Source organism: Lentzea sp. NPDC059081 (assembly GCF_042738015.1).
Lineage (GTDB): Bacteria > Actinomycetota > Actinomycetes > Mycobacteriales > Pseudonocardiaceae > Lentzea.
In genome coordinates, this window is sequence record NZ_JBHYGW010000009.1 from 43,451 (window position 1) to 58,952 (window position 15,502).

The 15,502-nt window shown below is 70.2% G+C and carries 20 protein-coding genes; 8 read left to right on the top strand and 12 right to left on the bottom strand.

Translation table 11 applies throughout. The features are described 5' to 3' along the window. Nucleotides 1-5: 5 nt before the first annotated feature. Nucleotides 6-683 carry a FadR/GntR family transcriptional regulator gene (locus tag ACFWV3_RS21275; RefSeq protein ID WP_382413133.1) on the bottom strand — a complete coding sequence of 226 codons (678 nt, stop codon included), beginning with the start codon at nt 681-683 and terminating at the stop codon, nt 6-8. A 20-nt stretch (nt 684-703) separates the two neighbouring features. Here ACFWV3_RS21275 and ACFWV3_RS21280 point away from each other — a divergent pair, with 20 nt between their 5' ends. After that, a complete protein-coding gene (locus ACFWV3_RS21280) occupies nt 704-1,006 on the top strand; it encodes a hypothetical protein (protein ID WP_382413134.1) in 303 nt (100 codons plus the stop codon). Here the strand turns inward: ACFWV3_RS21280 and ACFWV3_RS21285 are convergent, their stop codons facing one another. From ACFWV3_RS21285 to ACFWV3_RS21300, 4 genes are all read right to left on the bottom strand, one after another. After that, nucleotides 1,007-1,345: a DUF1330 domain-containing protein gene (locus ACFWV3_RS21285; protein WP_382413135.1), complete on the bottom strand. Its 339-nt coding sequence runs from the start codon at nt 1,343-1,345 to the stop codon at nt 1,007-1,009. It abuts the gene before it with no gap. Between the two features lie 108 nt (nt 1,346-1,453). Continuing rightward, nucleotides 1,454-1,879 carry a MarR family winged helix-turn-helix transcriptional regulator gene (locus tag ACFWV3_RS21290; RefSeq protein ID WP_382413136.1) on the bottom strand — a complete coding sequence of 142 codons (426 nt, stop codon included), beginning with the start codon at nt 1,877-1,879 and terminating at the stop codon, nt 1,454-1,456. Nucleotides 1,880-1,935: 56 nt separating this feature from the next. After that, nucleotides 1,936-2,952: an LLM class flavin-dependent oxidoreductase gene (locus tag ACFWV3_RS21295; RefSeq protein WP_382413137.1), complete on the bottom strand. Its 1,017-nt coding sequence runs from the start codon at nt 2,950-2,952 to the stop codon at nt 1,936-1,938. A 3-nt stretch (nt 2,953-2,955) separates the two neighbouring features. Continuing rightward, nucleotides 2,956-3,462 carry a hypothetical protein gene (locus tag ACFWV3_RS21300; protein ID WP_382413138.1) on the bottom strand — a complete coding sequence of 169 codons (507 nt, stop codon included), beginning with the start codon at nt 3,460-3,462 and terminating at the stop codon, nt 2,956-2,958. A gap of 60 nt (nt 3,463-3,522) precedes the next feature. On the opposite strand from ACFWV3_RS21300, the gene ACFWV3_RS21305 reads away from it, so the two are divergent. Then, complete coding sequence (locus ACFWV3_RS21305; RefSeq protein ID WP_382413139.1) at nt 3,523-3,885, top strand: winged helix-turn-helix transcriptional regulator; 363 nt, start codon at nt 3,523-3,525, stop codon at nt 3,883-3,885. A 15-nt stretch (nt 3,886-3,900) separates the two neighbouring features. Here the strand turns inward: ACFWV3_RS21305 and ACFWV3_RS21310 are convergent, their stop codons facing one another. Next, nucleotides 3,901-4,185, bottom strand: coding sequence for a winged helix-turn-helix transcriptional regulator (locus ACFWV3_RS21310; RefSeq protein WP_382413140.1), 285 nt, complete (start codon nt 4,183-4,185; stop codon nt 3,901-3,903). A gap of 157 nt (nt 4,186-4,342) precedes the next feature. Between ACFWV3_RS21310 and ACFWV3_RS21315 the strand changes: the two genes are divergently transcribed. The 4 genes from ACFWV3_RS21315 (at nt 4,343) to ACFWV3_RS21330 (ending at nt 6,977) form a co-directional block, all read left to right on the top strand. Beyond that, nucleotides 4,343-4,675 carry a hypothetical protein gene (locus tag ACFWV3_RS21315; RefSeq protein ID WP_382413141.1) on the top strand — a complete coding sequence of 111 codons (333 nt, stop codon included), beginning with the start codon at nt 4,343-4,345 and terminating at the stop codon, nt 4,673-4,675. A gap of 63 nt (nt 4,676-4,738) precedes the next feature. Beyond that, nucleotides 4,739-5,134 (top strand): GntR family transcriptional regulator, encoded by a 396-nt coding sequence (locus ACFWV3_RS21320; RefSeq protein WP_382413142.1) that lies wholly within the window; start codon nt 4,739-4,741, stop codon nt 5,132-5,134. Next, the gene (locus tag ACFWV3_RS21325) at nt 5,131-6,015 is read left to right on the top strand and encodes an ABC transporter ATP-binding protein (RefSeq protein ID WP_382413143.1); all 885 of its coding nucleotides are present in this window, start codon (nt 5,131-5,133) and stop codon (nt 6,013-6,015) included. The genes ACFWV3_RS21320 and ACFWV3_RS21325 overlap by 4 nt, the downstream gene beginning before the upstream one ends. Next, nucleotides 6,012-6,977 (top strand): ABC transporter permease subunit, encoded by a 966-nt coding sequence (locus ACFWV3_RS21330; protein WP_382413144.1) that lies wholly within the window; start codon nt 6,012-6,014, stop codon nt 6,975-6,977. The genes ACFWV3_RS21325 and ACFWV3_RS21330 overlap by 4 nt, the downstream gene beginning before the upstream one ends. Before the next feature lie 15 nt (nt 6,978-6,992). Here ACFWV3_RS21330 and ACFWV3_RS21335 read toward each other — a convergent pair whose 3' ends face one another. The 3 genes from ACFWV3_RS21335 to ACFWV3_RS21345 all read right to left on the bottom strand — a co-directional run bounded on the left by ACFWV3_RS21335 (nt 6,993) and on the right by ACFWV3_RS21345 (nt 9,717). Beyond that, entirely contained in the window at nt 6,993-8,093 is a 1,101-nt protein-coding gene (locus ACFWV3_RS21335; protein ID WP_382413145.1) for a DUF4268 domain-containing protein, read from the bottom strand. A 253-nt stretch (nt 8,094-8,346) separates the two neighbouring features. After that, nucleotides 8,347-9,012 (bottom strand): SGNH/GDSL hydrolase family protein, encoded by a 666-nt coding sequence (locus ACFWV3_RS21340; protein WP_382413146.1) that lies wholly within the window; start codon nt 9,010-9,012, stop codon nt 8,347-8,349. A gap of 144 nt (nt 9,013-9,156) precedes the next feature. Next, complete coding sequence (locus ACFWV3_RS21345) at nt 9,157-9,717, bottom strand: snapalysin family zinc-dependent metalloprotease (protein WP_382413147.1); 561 nt, start codon at nt 9,715-9,717, stop codon at nt 9,157-9,159. 336 nt (nt 9,718-10,053) lie between these two features. Between ACFWV3_RS21345 and ACFWV3_RS21350 the strand changes: the two genes are divergently transcribed. Continuing rightward, nucleotides 10,054-10,971: a MerR family transcriptional regulator gene (locus ACFWV3_RS21350; protein WP_382413148.1), complete on the top strand. Its 918-nt coding sequence runs from the start codon at nt 10,054-10,056 to the stop codon at nt 10,969-10,971. Here the strand turns inward: ACFWV3_RS21350 and ACFWV3_RS21355 are convergent, their stop codons facing one another. After that, a complete protein-coding gene (locus ACFWV3_RS21355; RefSeq protein ID WP_382413149.1) occupies nt 10,972-11,358 on the bottom strand; it encodes an STAS domain-containing protein in 387 nt (128 codons plus the stop codon). It abuts the gene before it with no gap. Between the two features lie 138 nt (nt 11,359-11,496). Next, the gene (locus ACFWV3_RS21360) at nt 11,497-13,614 is read right to left on the bottom strand and encodes a discoidin domain-containing protein (RefSeq protein ID WP_382413150.1); all 2,118 of its coding nucleotides are present in this window, start codon (nt 13,612-13,614) and stop codon (nt 11,497-11,499) included. Between the two features lie 187 nt (nt 13,615-13,801). Between ACFWV3_RS21360 and ACFWV3_RS21365 the strand changes: the two genes are divergently transcribed. Next, the gene (locus ACFWV3_RS21365; protein ID WP_382413151.1) at nt 13,802-14,710 is read left to right on the top strand and encodes a DUF1996 domain-containing protein; all 909 of its coding nucleotides are present in this window, start codon (nt 13,802-13,804) and stop codon (nt 14,708-14,710) included. 55 nt (nt 14,711-14,765) lie between these two features. Here ACFWV3_RS21365 and ACFWV3_RS21370 read toward each other — a convergent pair whose 3' ends face one another. Next, a complete protein-coding gene (locus ACFWV3_RS21370; protein WP_382413152.1) occupies nt 14,766-15,497 on the bottom strand; it encodes a substrate-binding domain-containing protein in 732 nt (243 codons plus the stop codon). Nucleotides 15,498-15,502 lie beyond the last annotated feature (5 nt).

The following is a 15,502-nucleotide window of genomic DNA, read 5'->3' on the forward strand; positions in this document are numbered from 1 at the left end:
ACGGGCTAGGAGAACCGGACCAGGTCGGCCGTGTGGTCGACGAGCGCGGCCGCCAGCAGCCGGCGGTCGCCGGTGACGATCGCCTTCGCGAGCCGGGCGTGCACGGCGATGTTGGCGTCCAGCTCGGGACGCGGGTCGGGCACGGCGAACTCCGCTCGCACCAACGCTCCGCGCAACAAGACCACAATGGACTCGTAGAAGTCCGCGAGCAACGGCACGCGGGCCGCGCGGGCGATGACCGCGTGGAAACGCATGTTCGCTTCGAGGTACTGCACCGCGTCCCCCTTGCGGGCGCGCATTTCCTCCAACGCCCAGTCCAGGTCACGAGCGTCCGCCGGCGTCGTGCGTTCGACGGCCACCTCGGCGAAGGTGTTCTCCAGCACCGTGCGCGCCTCGAACACCTCGGCCGCCGGAACCCTCAGCCCGCGGAACCAGACGTCGATCACGCCGAGCCGGACCTGCGGAGGCGGCTGGGCGACGAAGACACCGCCCTGCGCACCTGGCTTGACGTGGACGACGCCGCGTTCGCGGAGGATGCGCAACGCCTCGTTCATCGCGTTGGCGCTGACGCTGAACCGCTCGATCAGCTCGGTGCGCAGGGCGAAGCGGGCGCCCGACTCGAACCGCCGCTCGAGGATCTCCTTCTCGAGCTCGGCGGCGATCCGGTCCGGCACAGACGTCATGACCGCAGTCTCGCACAGGGGTGGCCGCGGTCGATTCGCCTCGCCGGCCCGCGCCAGGGAGGACTCACTGGACCGGCTGGAACGAGGACATCGCGCTGACCAAGCGCGCCTGCACCATGTCCGACGTGCTCAACGCGTTCAGCGCGGCGGGACTGTGGATCGAGACCACCGTCGAACCCCAGCTCGGCGAGGAAGCCGCGCGGCGCCACCCGCACAAGAAGGCGTGGCTGAACAGGTACCTCGGCATCCTGATCTTCAAGCTGCGCCCCGTGGAGAACCGCCGCGAGAACGACCCTGATCACCACGGCGTGCCGCAGCGGTGATCAGGTCCACGGCACCGTCGCCTGCAGCACCGCCTCGGTCAACGCGGCCGTGCGCAACCGCGTCACCTCCTGGTACTCGGGGTCGGCCACCATGCGGCTGAACGCCGCCCGGTCCGGGTACCGCACGACGACTACCGCGTCCCAGCTCTGCCCCTCCTCCGCCACCAGCACCGTCGATCCGGTGCCGGCGTAGAGGATCTCGCCGCCGTAGCGGGGCAGGAACGTCTCGCGCAGGTGCCGCGCGTACTCGTCGTACGACTCCGCGCCTCCCTCGGCGAACCGCAGCAGGTTCAGCATCACCACCGGCCCGCCCTGGTCCTCGGCGAGCAGTCGCTTCAAGTCCGCACCACGTGGATCCACGGCCATGTGTACAGCTTGCCCCCGGGCCATTCCCGGCGCGAGTGCGGCGGGCCCCGCCCCGCAGACCGGTCGCACCGGCAAGGCGGGTCAGGACGAGCCGGGGGGTGAGAGGTCCGAAGTGTCCACGATGGTGGTGGTGAGGCGTTCGAACTCGCGCTGGTCGTCCGCGTCGAGGTGCCCCGCGATGTCAGGAAGGCGCTTGGAGGTCTCGGCGTACACGGCCTCCGCCAGCACCTTCCCCTCCGGCGTCACGCCGAGCATGATCACCCGCCGGTCCAGCTCCGAGGTCGCCCTGCTGACCAGGCCGCGCCGTTCGGTGCGGTCGACGAGCTGGCTCAGCGCGTTCTTGGCCATGCCGAGCGACGCGGCGAGGTACGCCATCCGCTTCGGCTCGTCCCTCACCGCGCACAGCAGCGTGGCCTGCGACGACGTCAGGTCGTACTGGGAGCAGATCTGCGCATACCTGCGCTGGATCAGGACGGACAGCCAGAAGAGCTTGTCGCCGTGGTTCACGCCCGCCTCCTCTCCGTCCCGGATGGTCAGTCTATCGCCGCGGACCGCGCACCCGATCAGCTCACCCGGTCACGCAGCAACGGTGCGATCTCCTTGCCCAGCCGGGTGATCGAGGTGAGCACCTGGTCGTCCGGCAGCCCGCCCCAGTCGGTCAGCACCTGCAGCCGGTCGAAGCGGGTGATCTCGTGCAGCCGCACCAGTTTCCCGGCGACCTGGTCGACAGTGCCGATCAGGAGAGCGCCGTCGCGGCCCCTCCCCTCGGCGTAGGCCTGCGGGCTGACCAGGTAGCCGGAGCCGCCGGGTCGCTTGGGCCGCAGGAACTCCCGGTAGTGCGGATAGGCGTCGCGGGCCTCCTTCTCGTCGTCGGTGATCAGCAGGTGCACCGCGATGCCGAGGCGGAGTTCCGCGGCGTTGCCGGCCCGAGCGCCGGCCTCGCGGTAGATCTCCGCCATCGCGGCCGGCTGGTGCGGCGGGCCGCCGAGGTAGCCGACGATCATGGGCAGGCCGAGGCCGCCCGCCCGCTCCGCGCTCCGGGGCGACCCGCCGACGCCCAGCCAGATCGGCAAGCCGGACGGGGTGGGTCTCGGCGGCACGGGGATGCCGGGAAGCGCGGCGCGGTAGCGGCCTCGCCACCGGACCTCCGGCTCGTCGCGCAGCCGCAGCAGCAGGTCGAGCCGTTCCCGGAACAGGTCGTCGTAGTCCTCCAGGTCGTAGCCGAACAGGGCGAACGGCTCGGTGAACGCGCTGCGCCCCACCGTGATCTCCGCCCGGCCCCCGCTGATCAGGTCGACCGTGGCGAAGTCCTGCAGGACGCGGACCGGGTCGTGGACGCCGAGCACGGTGACCCCGCTCGTGAGCCGGAGCCGGTCCGTCCTGGCGGCGATGGCCGAGAGGACGACGGCGGGCGAGGACACCGCGAAGTCGGGGCTGTGGTGCTCGCCGACGCTCACGACGTCGAGTCCCGCCGCCTCGGCGGCCTCGGCCTCGCGGATGATCTGGGCCAGCCTGTCCCCCGCGTCGCCGTGCCCCTGGTCCTGGGGCAGGTCGCCGAGAGTGCCGATGCCGATCTCCACCGGTCAGTTCCCCACCCGCGTGACCGTCTCCTCGTCGACGGGGATCCAGCCGCCGCCGAGGTCGATCTCCCCGATGTGGTGGTAGGAGCTGTCACCCAGCCGCGTGAAGGTGTCGCGGAGGGGCACGCTGGTGCCCGCCATCGTCATGACGCCCGTCAGGACGAACGTCTCGCCGTCCCAGCCGCTCGACCGCTGCACCGCGTGACCGCCGTTGCTGTCGAACCAGTCCGCCACGAACTCGCCGGTCGCGACGTCGTGACCCCACAGGTAGCGCGCGGTCAGCGGGGCCGGGTTCGCCGGGGTGGCGAGCTCCTCCGTGCGCACCATCACCCAGTGACCGCGTTCGACGGCCGCGGTCTCGATGCGCATCTCGATGTCCTTGCGCGGACCGAACGGGGTCTCGTGGAACAGCCCCGAGGCCTCCCAGGCCCCGTGGAAGAAGTCCAGCTCGCGCAACCGCGGGCTCGGCGACGGCCCGGCGACCTGGGCGGCGGTGTTCTCGGCGGTCATGTCCACTCCAACTATAGATTCCGTAGTCACTACGGACTTTATAGTCACTATGCTGTGGTCGTGGCAAGTGACGTGACGCAGGAGGCGGACGACCCGGACGGCACCCTCGGGCACTGCCCCCGGTTCCACGCGGCCATCGAACTGATCGGCCGCCGCTGGAACGGCGTGATCCTGCAACGACTGCTGCAGGGGCCCCTGCGCTTCTCGGAGATCAGCCGCGGCGTCCCCCGGCTCACCGACGCGATGCTCTCGCAGCGGCTGCGCGAACTGGAGAACGCCGACATCGTCGAACGCGTCGTGGGGCCGGAACGCCCGGTCCAGGTCACCTACGGGCTGACGCCGATCGGAGCCCAGCTCGCTCCCGTGCTGCACGCGGTGGCCGCGTGGAGCAACGAGTGGGCCGAGCGCGACAACGCACGCTGACCGGCACCCGGCGGTTCACGAGACGCCGTCGAACTCGTCCCGCGCACGCGACCACTCGCCGAGGTGGGAACGCGCCCACGCGCGGGTGTGCTCGATCAGATCGAGCAGCGTGCTCCCCAGCGGCGTCAGTTCGTACTCGACGCCGCCGTCGCCGGCACCGTCGATCGGACGACGGTGCACCAGCCCGTCCCGTTCCATGGCCGGCAGACTCTCCGCGAGGACCTTCGCGCTGATCGGACGGAGGTGCCGGCGGAGGACGCCGAACCTCCGCGGACCGGCCTGGAGGCACAGGACGATCATCGCGGTCCACCCGCCACGAGCCGCTCGACCCGGCACTCCGCACGGTGCGAAGAGGCGCCCAGCGCCTTCACAGTCGTTCGACGGCTTCGACGCCGACTACTACGCCAAGATCGTCACGGACCTGGACGACAACTGGCACCATCCCAGCCGGCGCTTGGTGACAGTCGGCCTGACAGCCACTCTCGCACTCGACTCGGGCGAGAACGTCATGGACGACCCCGCCCTGTTCCCGCCCCGGCTCAGGCCGTTCGCCGAGGCTCACGGCCGGGCGCTGTCCACTCTGGACACGACGTCGCTGAGCTGGGCCGTCCTCGCGCCACCCGCCGGGTTCGGCACCGGGCACGAGCAGCACTACCGGCTGGTCGCCGAACCCGTCACCCGCGAGCAGGCGACGGCACAGCTGCCCCACGCGCTGTACGCCCGAGCCGTGACCGACGAGCTCGTCACCCCGACCGTCCACAGCAGACGCGTCGTGGTCGTCCCCGCATGACCGGGGCTTGACCAGTCCAATTACTGCTTTACTATGACACTAGTAAAGCAGTGAGGGGCTACCGTGTTCGTCTTCCGGCTCGACACCCACTCCGGCGTGCCGCCGTACCTGCAGCTCGTCCAGCAGGTCCGCCAGGCGGTGCTGCTGGGCTTCCTCCACCCCGGCGACCGCCTCCCGCTCATCCGCGAGGTGGTCGAGGACCTGGCGATCAACCCGAACACCGTCGCCAAGGCGTACCGGCAGCTGGAGCAGGAGAACCTGGTCACCGGCAGGCCCGGCCAGGGCACGTTCGTCACCGAGCAGCAGTCGGCCGTGATGTCGGCGTCGACGTACACGTCGTTGCAGCGCGGCCTGGCCACCTGGTTGCGCCGCGCCTACGCGGCCGGCCTCGACGAGCAGGCGGTCACCGCGCTCTTCGCCTCCGTGCACCAGCAGACGAGGAACGAGGGCGTGGCGTGACCGGGCTCGCGCTGCGCACCGACGGTCTGGGCAAGCGGTACCGGAAGGGCTGGGCGTTGCGCGACTGCACCCTGGCCCTGCCGGCGGGCGGTGTGATCGCCCTGGTCGGGCCGAACGGCGCGGGCAAGACCACGTTGCTGCGCCTGGCCGTCGGGCTGGTGGCGCCGAGCACGGGCACGGTGGAGGTCCTCGGCCAGGACGTCACCGCCAGCACGCCGCACACGTTGTCCCGCATCGGGTTCCTGGCGCAGGACCACCCGCTGTACCAGCGCTTCACCGTCGCCGAGATGCTCCGCTTCGGCCGGGCCTGCAACCTGCGGTTCGACCAGGCGCTGGCCGAGCGCCGGCTGGCGACGCTGGGCATCCCGCTCGACCGCAGGACCGGCGCGCTCTCCGGCGGGCAGCAGGCCCAGGTCGCGCTGGCACTGGCGCTGGCGAAGCGGCCGGACCTGCTCGTCCTCGACGAGCCGGTGGCGAGCCTCGACCCGTTGGCACGGCACGAGTTCCTCCAGGTCCTCATGGGAGCGGTGGCCGAGGGCGGGGTGACCGTCCTGTTCTCCTCCCACGTCGTGCACGAGCTGGAACGCGTCTGCGACCACCTGGTCGTGCTCCACCACGGCCGGGTCACGCTCACCGGTGACATCGACACCCTCCTCACCGAGCACCGGCTGCTCGTCGGCCCGCGCACCGCCGCCGACCCGGACCGCGCGGGCGCCGTCGTGGAGACCGTCCACAGCGACCGGCACACGACCCTGCTGGTGCGCGACGGCGCTCTCCCCGCCGCGCCGGGCTGGCAGGCCAAGCCGGTCGCGCTGGAGGACCTGGTGCTGGCGTACCTGCGCCGCCCGTCCGAGGCGGCCGCGGAGGTGGGGGCGTCGTGACGTGGTTGATCTGGCGCCAGCACCGGACCGAGGTCGGCGTCCTGGGTCTGCTCGTGGGCCTGTCCGGCATCGCCCTGCTCGTGCTCGGCACGCAGGCACATGACCTGTTCCCCGGCGGTGCCGCCCGGTGCGCGGGAGAGGCGGGCTTCACCGATGCCTGCACGGCTTCCTTCCGCCTGCTCGACGACGGGTACGGGTTCGTCGAGAACCTCCTGGCGTTCTTCTACCTGGTCCCGGTGGTGATCGGCGCGTTCCTCGGCGCTCCCCTGCTCGCCCGCGAGCTGGAGGACGGCACCTGGCAGCTCGCCTGGACGCAGGCCGTGCCGCGGTTGCGCTGGCTGACCGCCAAACTCGCGGCGCTGGCCGGCGTCACCGTCGTGCTCACCGGGATGTTCACCGCGGTGCTCACCTGGTTCCGCCAGCCGTTCGACGCGTGGGAGGGCCGGTTCCAGTACGACGCCTTCGACCTGGAGGGCCTGGTCCCGGTGACGTACGCGCTGTTCGCGTTCGGCGTCGCCACCGCCGCCGGAGCGATCCTGCGGCGCAGCCTGCCCGCGTTCGGCGTGGCGTTCGGGGCGTTCCTCGCCGCCCGGATGGCCGTGGCGCTGCTGGCCCGCCCCGCGTTCGCCACGCCGCTCACCGCCGTGGAACCGGTCCCCGCCGGTGGCTCGACAGGCCGAGCGGGACCCGGTTTCGCGGGCTGGACGATCCAGCACGGCTACGCGGACGCCGCCGGGCGCAGGCTGAGCTCGTCCGAGTACCACGCGCTGGAGGCCGCCGCCGATCGGGCCGGTACGAACCTCAACCAGTTCCTGCACTCGCAGGGGGTTCAGCAGTTCATGGTCTACCACCCGGCTGATCGGTTCTGGACGTTCCAGCTCATCGAGTCGGTGTTGTTCGTCGTCCTGGCGGCGGTGTTGATCGGTGTGGTGGTGTGGCGGGTGCGGCGGCGCCTGATCTAGCGCCTGACCGCGAGGTCACCCGTCGGTGGCCGCAGACGGTGCTTCCTGTGTCGCGTCCTCTGCGAAGCCGCTCGTCGGGGCCGCGGTCGTGGTGGGCACTCCGCCCACCACGCTCACCGCGCGCCGAAGGCGAGTCTGGCTGTCGAGCATCCACGCCAGAACCTCGTGCCACCGCTGCTGTTCCCCGATCTTCGGACCGTGCAGCCTGGTCTCGATGCGGCATCCCTTGTTGCCGGGCAGCTCGTCGAAGATCAGGTCGTCGCCGAACTCGTCGAGGATCTCCTGCTTGCGGTCGTCGAGCGTCTGCCAGCGCACGAGGTTGACATCGGGGTCCGGGTGCTCGAAGTAGAGCTCCGAGCGGCAGCCGAAGGTCGCGTAGGACACCGACCAGATCGCATGGGACACCCCGGTCGGCATGCTCCACCAGTTCTGGGCGGGCGCGGAGGCGTTGGTCCAGCCCCGTTCCTTCGCCCGCGGTTCGAAGAGCGACCAGAACTGCTGGTAGAGCTGCTGGGTCTGCGATGGGCCCGTTCCCGCCGTGGCGGCGGCCATCGCGTGTTTCTCCCAGTCGTTCGGCTTGACCACCAGCTCCAGCCACGGGGCGATGAGTCCTGCTGGTGCTCCGGTCAGCGTGACGGCGGCGAGCCGGACGCCGAAGAAGCGGATGCCGGGCTCCGTGTGGGTGTTGAGCCAGTCCAGCGCGGCGCGGTGCTCCTCCCGGAAGCGCTCCGCGATCCACACGATGGTCGTCGGCTTCGTGCCACCGGCATAGGTCAGGATCTGCCCGAGATGGCCGTGGTCCGTCTGGCCGTACTGGTTCTCGACGATCACGGGCGTGCCGGTCTCGACCTCGTGGCCGATGATGTCGAGGGAGAACTTTCCGACCTTGTACTCCCGCGACACCAGCTCGACGTCGAGTCCGAGGACCTCGCTCAGCAAGTCCGCGTTGGCGAGCAGCCACGGCGTGAAGTGGTGCGGCTCGGTGGGCCACACCGAAGTGATCGGCACGGACTGCACCCGGCTCAGGCTCACCAGCGGTGTCTCGGCCACCGCCACCTCGGCGTCGTGAGACGCGACGAGCAGGCTGTCGCCGTTCAACGAGCTCAAGTCGGACACAGAATCATCCACCGGCCTCACGGATCCACAGTGGACAGAAAGGGCTTCGGGAGCGTACGCGGAATCGTCGACGTGCCCACGCCGAGTGAACAGCGCTTCTTCGTCTCACGAGGTCCCGCGGCCCCGCCCCCTCACCCCGACTCGCCACTGAACCTTCACGCTTGCGCTCGGCATGTCGGCTTCGTCCAGCGGATCGTTTCCACTGATCGCGACCCACAACCCGTTCGGCCTAGCCCGGGGAGACCTGACGTGGTCAGGCGACCAGCTCCAGCCACGCCTCCGCCAGGACGCTGTGCCCGGCCGGAGTCGGGTGGACGCCGTCGTCCGACCACCGCTCCGGCTCCCCCAGCTCCGCGAACAGGCGATCCGCGGCAAGCAGCTCAGCGCCGTACCGGGCAGCGAGCTCGTGCACGACCTCGATGCGCGGGTCCAGATCCGCACGCCACTGCTTGCGCTCGTCCGGGCCGATCCGCACCCGGTGCGGGCCGGTGCCGAGGTGGAGATCGTGCTCGATCACGCCGGCGATCGGCAGGAGGAACGGCTCGACCAGGACCAGCCGGGTGTTCCCGAGCGGTGCGAGCAGGCGGTCGTAGGTGGCGGCGAACTCGTCCAGCGAGATCGGTTCGGCGCCGGGGACCATCATCGGCGTGCCCACGTCGTTGATGCCGACGAGGATCGACAGCACGTCCGGGCGGGCGTCGAGCACCTCCGCCTGCCAGCGGGCCTCGAGGTCGGCGGTCGTGTTGCCGGGGTAGCCGGTGTTGAGCCAGGTCATCGGGCGGTCGGGGTGCTCGAAGCACCAGCGGCCGGCCACCTGCAGCGGGTAGGCGGCGCGGTCCTCGCCCGGTGGGCGCCAGAGGGTGGTGATGGAGTCGCCGGTGAACATGACCCTGCTGCCGGGGTCGAGCGTGATCGTCATGGTGACGACCCTGGCCCGGTGCGCTGGCAGGTCCCGCACGCCGGGCTGGCAGCGAGCTGGTTCGCGCACCAGGTCGTCGTCAGCGCGCGGAAGTGGGGCGAGGCCCGGGTCCACAGAGGACCCGGGCCTCGCGGTGATGCGCGATCAGGAGTGGACGGGGATCTGCTCGTAGATCGTCTTCCACTCGTAGGTGCCGACGAACCCGTTGGCCCACAGGGAGTTCACGCGGGCCGCCTCGGTGGAGTTCGGCGAGGCGACGGTGCACGACGTGCCGGGGCCACCGCCCGACATCAGCTCCGAGCACGGGCCGCTGTAGTGGTCGGGCAGGCCGAGGGCGTGCCCGGTCTCGTGCGCGGTGATGCGGGTGACGTAGTACTGCCGCGCCTGGGTGTAGTCGATGAAGATGGTGCCGCTGCCGTGGCCGTTGGTGGAGGCGTACGACCCGCGCGAGTCGTTGCCCTCGCGGTAGCGCAGGGTGGCCGCGCTGCGGTTCTCGACCAGCTTCACGTTGCTCACGCGGGCGTTCCAGTTCGCCGCGCCTTGCCGGATGGCGCTCGCGAACGTGGGTGCGCTGCTCGTGTCGTAGTAGACGTTGACCGCCGCCGCGGTGATCGGGCCCTCGGCTGCCGACGCCTGAGCGGTCAGGGGTGCGACGACGGTCGTGGCCGCGGCGAGCGCGACGGACAGGACGACTTTCTTGAACATGGGTTCTCCTCGCTTGCAGGGTGCGAAGAATGGAACCTGGGGGTCCCGTCACCCAACGTAAGGAAGGTCGTCGCGCCCACTCGCCCGCCATTGGCGTGAAGCGGCCCACCGCTCTTGACGGTTGACGTTGCCCGTCATTCGGACTTACGCGGTGAAAGACGTGAGAAAGGGGCGAATAGTCGTCACAGTGCGTTAGACGCCTTCGCCCCGCCTGAGGCTGCTCTCTCGCATCGAGCACGTGGCGCCGCTGAAGCTCGCGCCGACGGCTGAGGCGATGCCGTCCGATCGAGAATTTTCCGTTGACCTTCCAGCGGCTGCAACGTTCAGGATTCATCCATGGACGAAGACGACCTGCTCACCATCGGCCGGCTGGCACGCCGCACGGGCCTGTCGGCGCGAACGCTGCGCTTCTGGTCGAACGAGGGCGTCATCACCCCGGCCGGCCGCTCGGCGAGCGGGTACCGGCTCTACGACGCCGCGTGCGTGGCTCGCGTCGACATGATCCGCACGCTGCGCGAGCTGGGTCTCGGGCTCGACGACGTGCGCCGGGTGCTCGAGCGCCAGGAGTCGGTCGCCGAGGTCGCCGCGGCGCACGTGACCGCGATCGACGCGCAGATCCGCGCGTTGAAGGTGAGCCGGGCGGTGCTGTCCACCGTGGCGAAACGACGACCCACTTTCGAGGAGACGACCCTGATGAACCGATTGGCACGGCTCTCGGCCGTGGAACGCGCCCAGATCATCGACGACTTCAAGGCGGATGTGTACGGCCGCCTCGACATCGACCCGGCGTTGCGCGCACGGGTGCACGACCTCAGCATCGACCTGCCGGAAGACCCCACGCCCGACCAGGTGGACGCGTGGATCGAGCTCGCGGAACTGGTGCAGGACGAGGACTTCCGCGGTCGGCTGACCGCCTTCTTCGAGCTCACCGTCTCGAGCCCCGGACAGCCGCCGCCACCCGGCGCGGGCATCTGGTGGGCCCGGCACGTCATCGCCGGCGTCGCACCCGTCCGGGAGAGCGGCGCGGAACCCGACAGCCCTGCCGCCAGGGACCTGATCTCCACCCTGTTCCCCCGCACCGACCTCACCGCGGTGCTGGTGTCCCTCGACGCCGGGATCGACGCCGGTGCGGAGCGGTACCGCAGCCTGGTCGGCCGTGTGCGGGGACGGCGCAGCGCGCCGGACGCCACCGCGGAACTGCGGTGGCTGGCCACCGCCCTGCGGATCGTGATCGACGGCAGGACACCGAGCTGATCAGCTCTTGCGCAACGACTCGACCGCCTCGTCGACGGTGTCGGCGAGCGGCAGGACCTCGCTCAACCCGCTGATGAACAACGGGTCCTGAGCGGCGTTGTTCTTCGCCACGACGGCGAACCCGATCTCGTCGGTCTGCGCCCGGCTGTGCAGCTTCAGCAGCATCGACAACCCGGCCGAGCTCATGAAGGCCACGGCGAGGTCGACGACCAGGGCGTGCGGCTTCTCGTCGAAGAGGTCGAACAGGGCGGCTCCGACCGCGTCGACGGTGTCGGGATCGAGCTCCCCGCTGATCGTCGCGACGAGCACCCCGTCGCGGTCGTCGGTGTCCACACCGGCTGCAGGGCCGTCGACGGACTCGACTGGCTCGACTGGCTCGACGGTCATCGCGCCCCCTCCAGGAACATCGCTGTCCACCGGCTTTGCCCGGAGGGAGGGAGGTTCAAACACGGAGGTGACGAAAAGCACCGCTCCGGGGTCCACACCGGACGACTGGTTCGCGCCGATGTGGACCCCGTGCTCGCCTCAGCGGCGGTAGACGCCGAGCTCGTACAGCGAGTAGCCCCAGCCGGTGCCGCGCTGGGTGGCGTACAACCGCACGTATCGGCCGGTGGCCGTCACGTCGATCGAGTCCACACCACCGTTTCCGCTGGTGGTGCCGTAGACCGAGCGCCAGTTGGTGCCGTCGTCCGACACCTGGATCTCGTAGGCACGACCGTAAGCGCCCTCCCAGACGAGCTGGACGTGCTGGAACGTGGTGACGGCGCCGAGGTCGACGCGGAGCCACTGCGGATCGGCCCAGTCGGTGGCCCAGCGGGAGGAGGCGTTGCCGTCGACCGCGTTGGACGGCGGATACGGCGCACCGTCACCGACCTGCTGGTACGACGACGCCGTGACGGCCTTGCCCTGGGCCACGTTCACCCCGGCCGGCTGCGGCGCGACGACCCGCACGGACCGGGTCTCGATGCCGATGTTGCCGCGGCCGTCCTCGGCCATCACGTAGACCTTCCACACGCCCAGCCGGTCGGGGGCGGTGACGGTCAGCCGGTTGCCGTTGACCTGGACCGGGGCGTTCGCGAGACCGCCGCTGTTGTCGATGTACTTGCTGTTGAACGCCGCCGACCACGTGATCGCGTCGCCGTTCGGGTCCGACGCCGCCACGTCGATCGGCAGGGACGCACCCGCCGCGACGGTCTGCGGGACGCTCATCGACGAGATCACCGGCGGCGTGTTGGCGGGCGTGGGGCCGCCGAACGCGCGCTGCACCGAGTAGAACGACAGCCGCTTCTTGCCCGCGGGCGTCAGGTTGAACCACACCGCGCCGAAGTCGTACTCCGTGCCGTAGTGGAACAACGTGCCGCCGAAGGAGACGCCGGTGTGGCCGATGATGCAGTTCCACGCCTGCGTGTACCCGTCGCGCTTCTGCACGTCGGTCGGTTCGAGGGGAACCCCGTTGGCGTCGTTGGGCACCTCCCACTCCCCCGCCGGGCCGGCCTCGGTCAGGATGTACGGCTTGGTGTAGCCGCCGTTGACCCAGTCCTGCCGGACCTTGCACACGTTGCCGTAGGAGTTGACCGCGTACAGGTCCAGATCAGGGGTGTAGGCCTTGAGGTAGACCCAGGCGCCTGTCCACGCGTCCGTGTTCGTCACCGGGTGGTTGGTGTCGATCGCGTGGATCGCCCGCGCGGCCTCGTTGACGTACTTGGCGTAGGCGATGCGCTGGTTCTCCAGCTCGGTGCCGGAGTAGCAGTTCTGCAGGCCGAGGATGGACTCGTTGCCGACGTTCCACATCAGCACGCCGGGGTGGTCCTTGTAGGTGGTGACCCACTGCCGGATCTGGCCGAGCATGTCCGCCTTGTACTGCCCGTCGGTCACGTAGTTCACGCACCCGCCGGAACCGGGACCGCCACCGGGCTGCAACCAGAACCCGTTGATCACGCGCAACCCGTTCGACGCCGCCGCGTCGAGCAGCGGCTTGGTGGACGCGTCGGTGCCCCAGGTGCGCACGGTGTTGGTGCCCATGGCCTTCAGCTCCGGCATGTACCTGGCGGCATCCGCGGCGGGCGGACCCCACGTCAGGCCCTTCACCGTCCACGGCTTGCCGTCCACCAGCAGCTGCCAGTTGCCCTGCGTCCCGGTCACGTGCACGCCGGAACCGGGCTGCGGGTTCGAACCCTGCTCGCCGTAGACGCGGAGCTCCCACAGCGAGACGCCGTACCCGTTGGCGCGCTGGGTGGAGTAGACGCGGACGTACCGGCCGGTGCCGCTCACGTCGAAGCCCTGCCGGCCACCGGCGCCACCGGTCACCGAGCGGATCGACGTCCACGAGTCGCCGCCGGCCGACACCTGGATCTCGAAGGTGGTGGCGTAGGCCGACTCCCAGTCGAGCTCGACCCTGGTCACGGTCGAGGTCGCGCCCAGGTCGACGCGCAGCCACTGCGGGTCGCTCCACGCGCTGGCCCAGCGGGTGCCGGAGTCGCCGTCGACCGCCGCGGAGGCCGGGGTGCCGGCTCCCTCCGACGAGGAGGCGGTGGCGGGTTTGCCTTGGGAGAGGAGGGAGGGCGCGGCGCTGACCGTGCCCGGTACGAGTGCCAGTCCCACGAGCACGGCGAGCACCGTGCCGATTGAGCGGAGGCGGAGCATTGCGTCTCCTGCGGGGTCGAATGGGGAACGAGATGCGGGAGAGCGCTCTCACAACCCCTGGCGGCGAATGTTACGAACAGGCATCAGGGATGTCAACGGCTCTCTTGACACCGCCCCTCACCAGCGGGACGCTGTTTGGGAGAGCGCTCTCCCAGCCCGTGTTCGCACGTCGGCAGGAGGATTCCAGTTGTCCCGAAAACTCAGCGCGCTGGCCGTCGCGGCCAGCCTGGTCACCGCCGTGGTCGCGGTGGCCGCCCAGTCGGCTCAGGCCGATGACCTGGTGACGCACCACGAGTTCCAGGCGAACTGCTCGGTCACGACCCATCTCCCGGACGACCCGATCGTGTTCCCGGGATTGCCGGGCGCGTCGCACATGCACACGTTCCTGGGCAACCCGTCCACCAACGCCCGCAGCACCAACGACTCCCTCAAAACCGCCCAGACCAACTGCAAGACCCCGGACGACAAGTCGGCGTACTGGTTCCCGTCGGTCTACAACGGCGACCAGATCGTCCCGCCCAACTTCCCGCAGGTCATCTACTACAAGTCCGGCATCCTCAGGTACCAGGACGTCGTGCCGTTCCCGCCGGGGCTCCGGTTCGTGGTCGGCAGTGCGACGGCGACGCAGGAGCAGTTCCGCACGGCTCCGGGCGCGGTGGAGGGCTGGGAGTGCGGTGACAGCTTCCACAACTGGGACATCCCCGCGTACTGCACGCCCGGTACCCAGCTCAACGTCCGTTACCAGGCACCGAGCTGCTGGAACGGCCGTGACCTCGACTCGGCCAACCACCAGTCGCACATGGCCTACCCCGACCGCGCCACCCTGGTCTGCCCCTCGACCCACCCGGTCGCGGTGCCGATGATCGAGTTCAAGATGGCGTTCCCGGTGTCCGGTGACATGTCACGGGTCCGGCTTGCCAGCGGCCGCGGCTACACCTGGCACTACGACTTCATGAACGCCTGGGACGCCCCCACCCAGGCAGCACTCGTCCGCCACTGCATCAACGGCGGCCTGCAATGCGACCCACGCGGATTCGACCTCTACAAACCGGATCGAGGAGCAGCGCTCGGACCGGACTACCGGTTGCCGCACTGAAGTCCGGCGAACCGCATCCCGGAGCGTCCGCGCTCCGGGATGTTCCGCGTTGGCGCTAGGGCGACGGGCGCGCGAGAGTCGTGCCGGCCACGAACTCGCAGGCGAACAGCTCCTGCGGCACCTGCCACGACGGGCTGCCGAGCAGTTGCACCGCCCGGCAGCCCGTCTCCCACCTAGGCACGCGCATTCCCGTGATCCCGAGGTGGTCGTGCTCGGTCGTGTCGAGCGTCAGCACCGAAAGCTGTCCTGGCACGGACAAACCCCGAAGGCGCGCCGCACGGATCATCGAGACCGCGTCGTCGGGGTGTTCCGTGATCACCACCGTCACGCCGGTGCGCAGCAGCTGGTCCAGCCAAGCCGCCGGAACGTGGATGCCGTGCAAGCCGAGAGCGCTGACAGCGGCGCGGAACCCGTGCTGGCGCTCCATCGAGACAGCGCCGAACGGAAGTCCTATGTAGACGATGTTGCGGTGGCCGAGCGCCGCGGCGCGGGCCACCAGCCCGCGCACACCTGCGGCGTAGTCGACGTCCACGTACGGGACCAGCTGGTCGCGGCGTTCCCTGCGGCCGATCGACACGAACGGGATCCCGTGCTCGACGAGGAAGGCCAGGTCGTGGTCGTCGACCGCGGGGTCGAGCAGCACGCACCCGCTCAGCGTCAGGCGTTCCACCCCCGCGAACGCCAAGTCGGCGCACAGGACCAGCCCGTTGCCGGTCCTGTGCGCCTCGTCCGCGATGCCCGCCAGAGCGGGCGTGCTCTCGCCGGGAACCGTGTCCCGGGAGAGCACGCCGA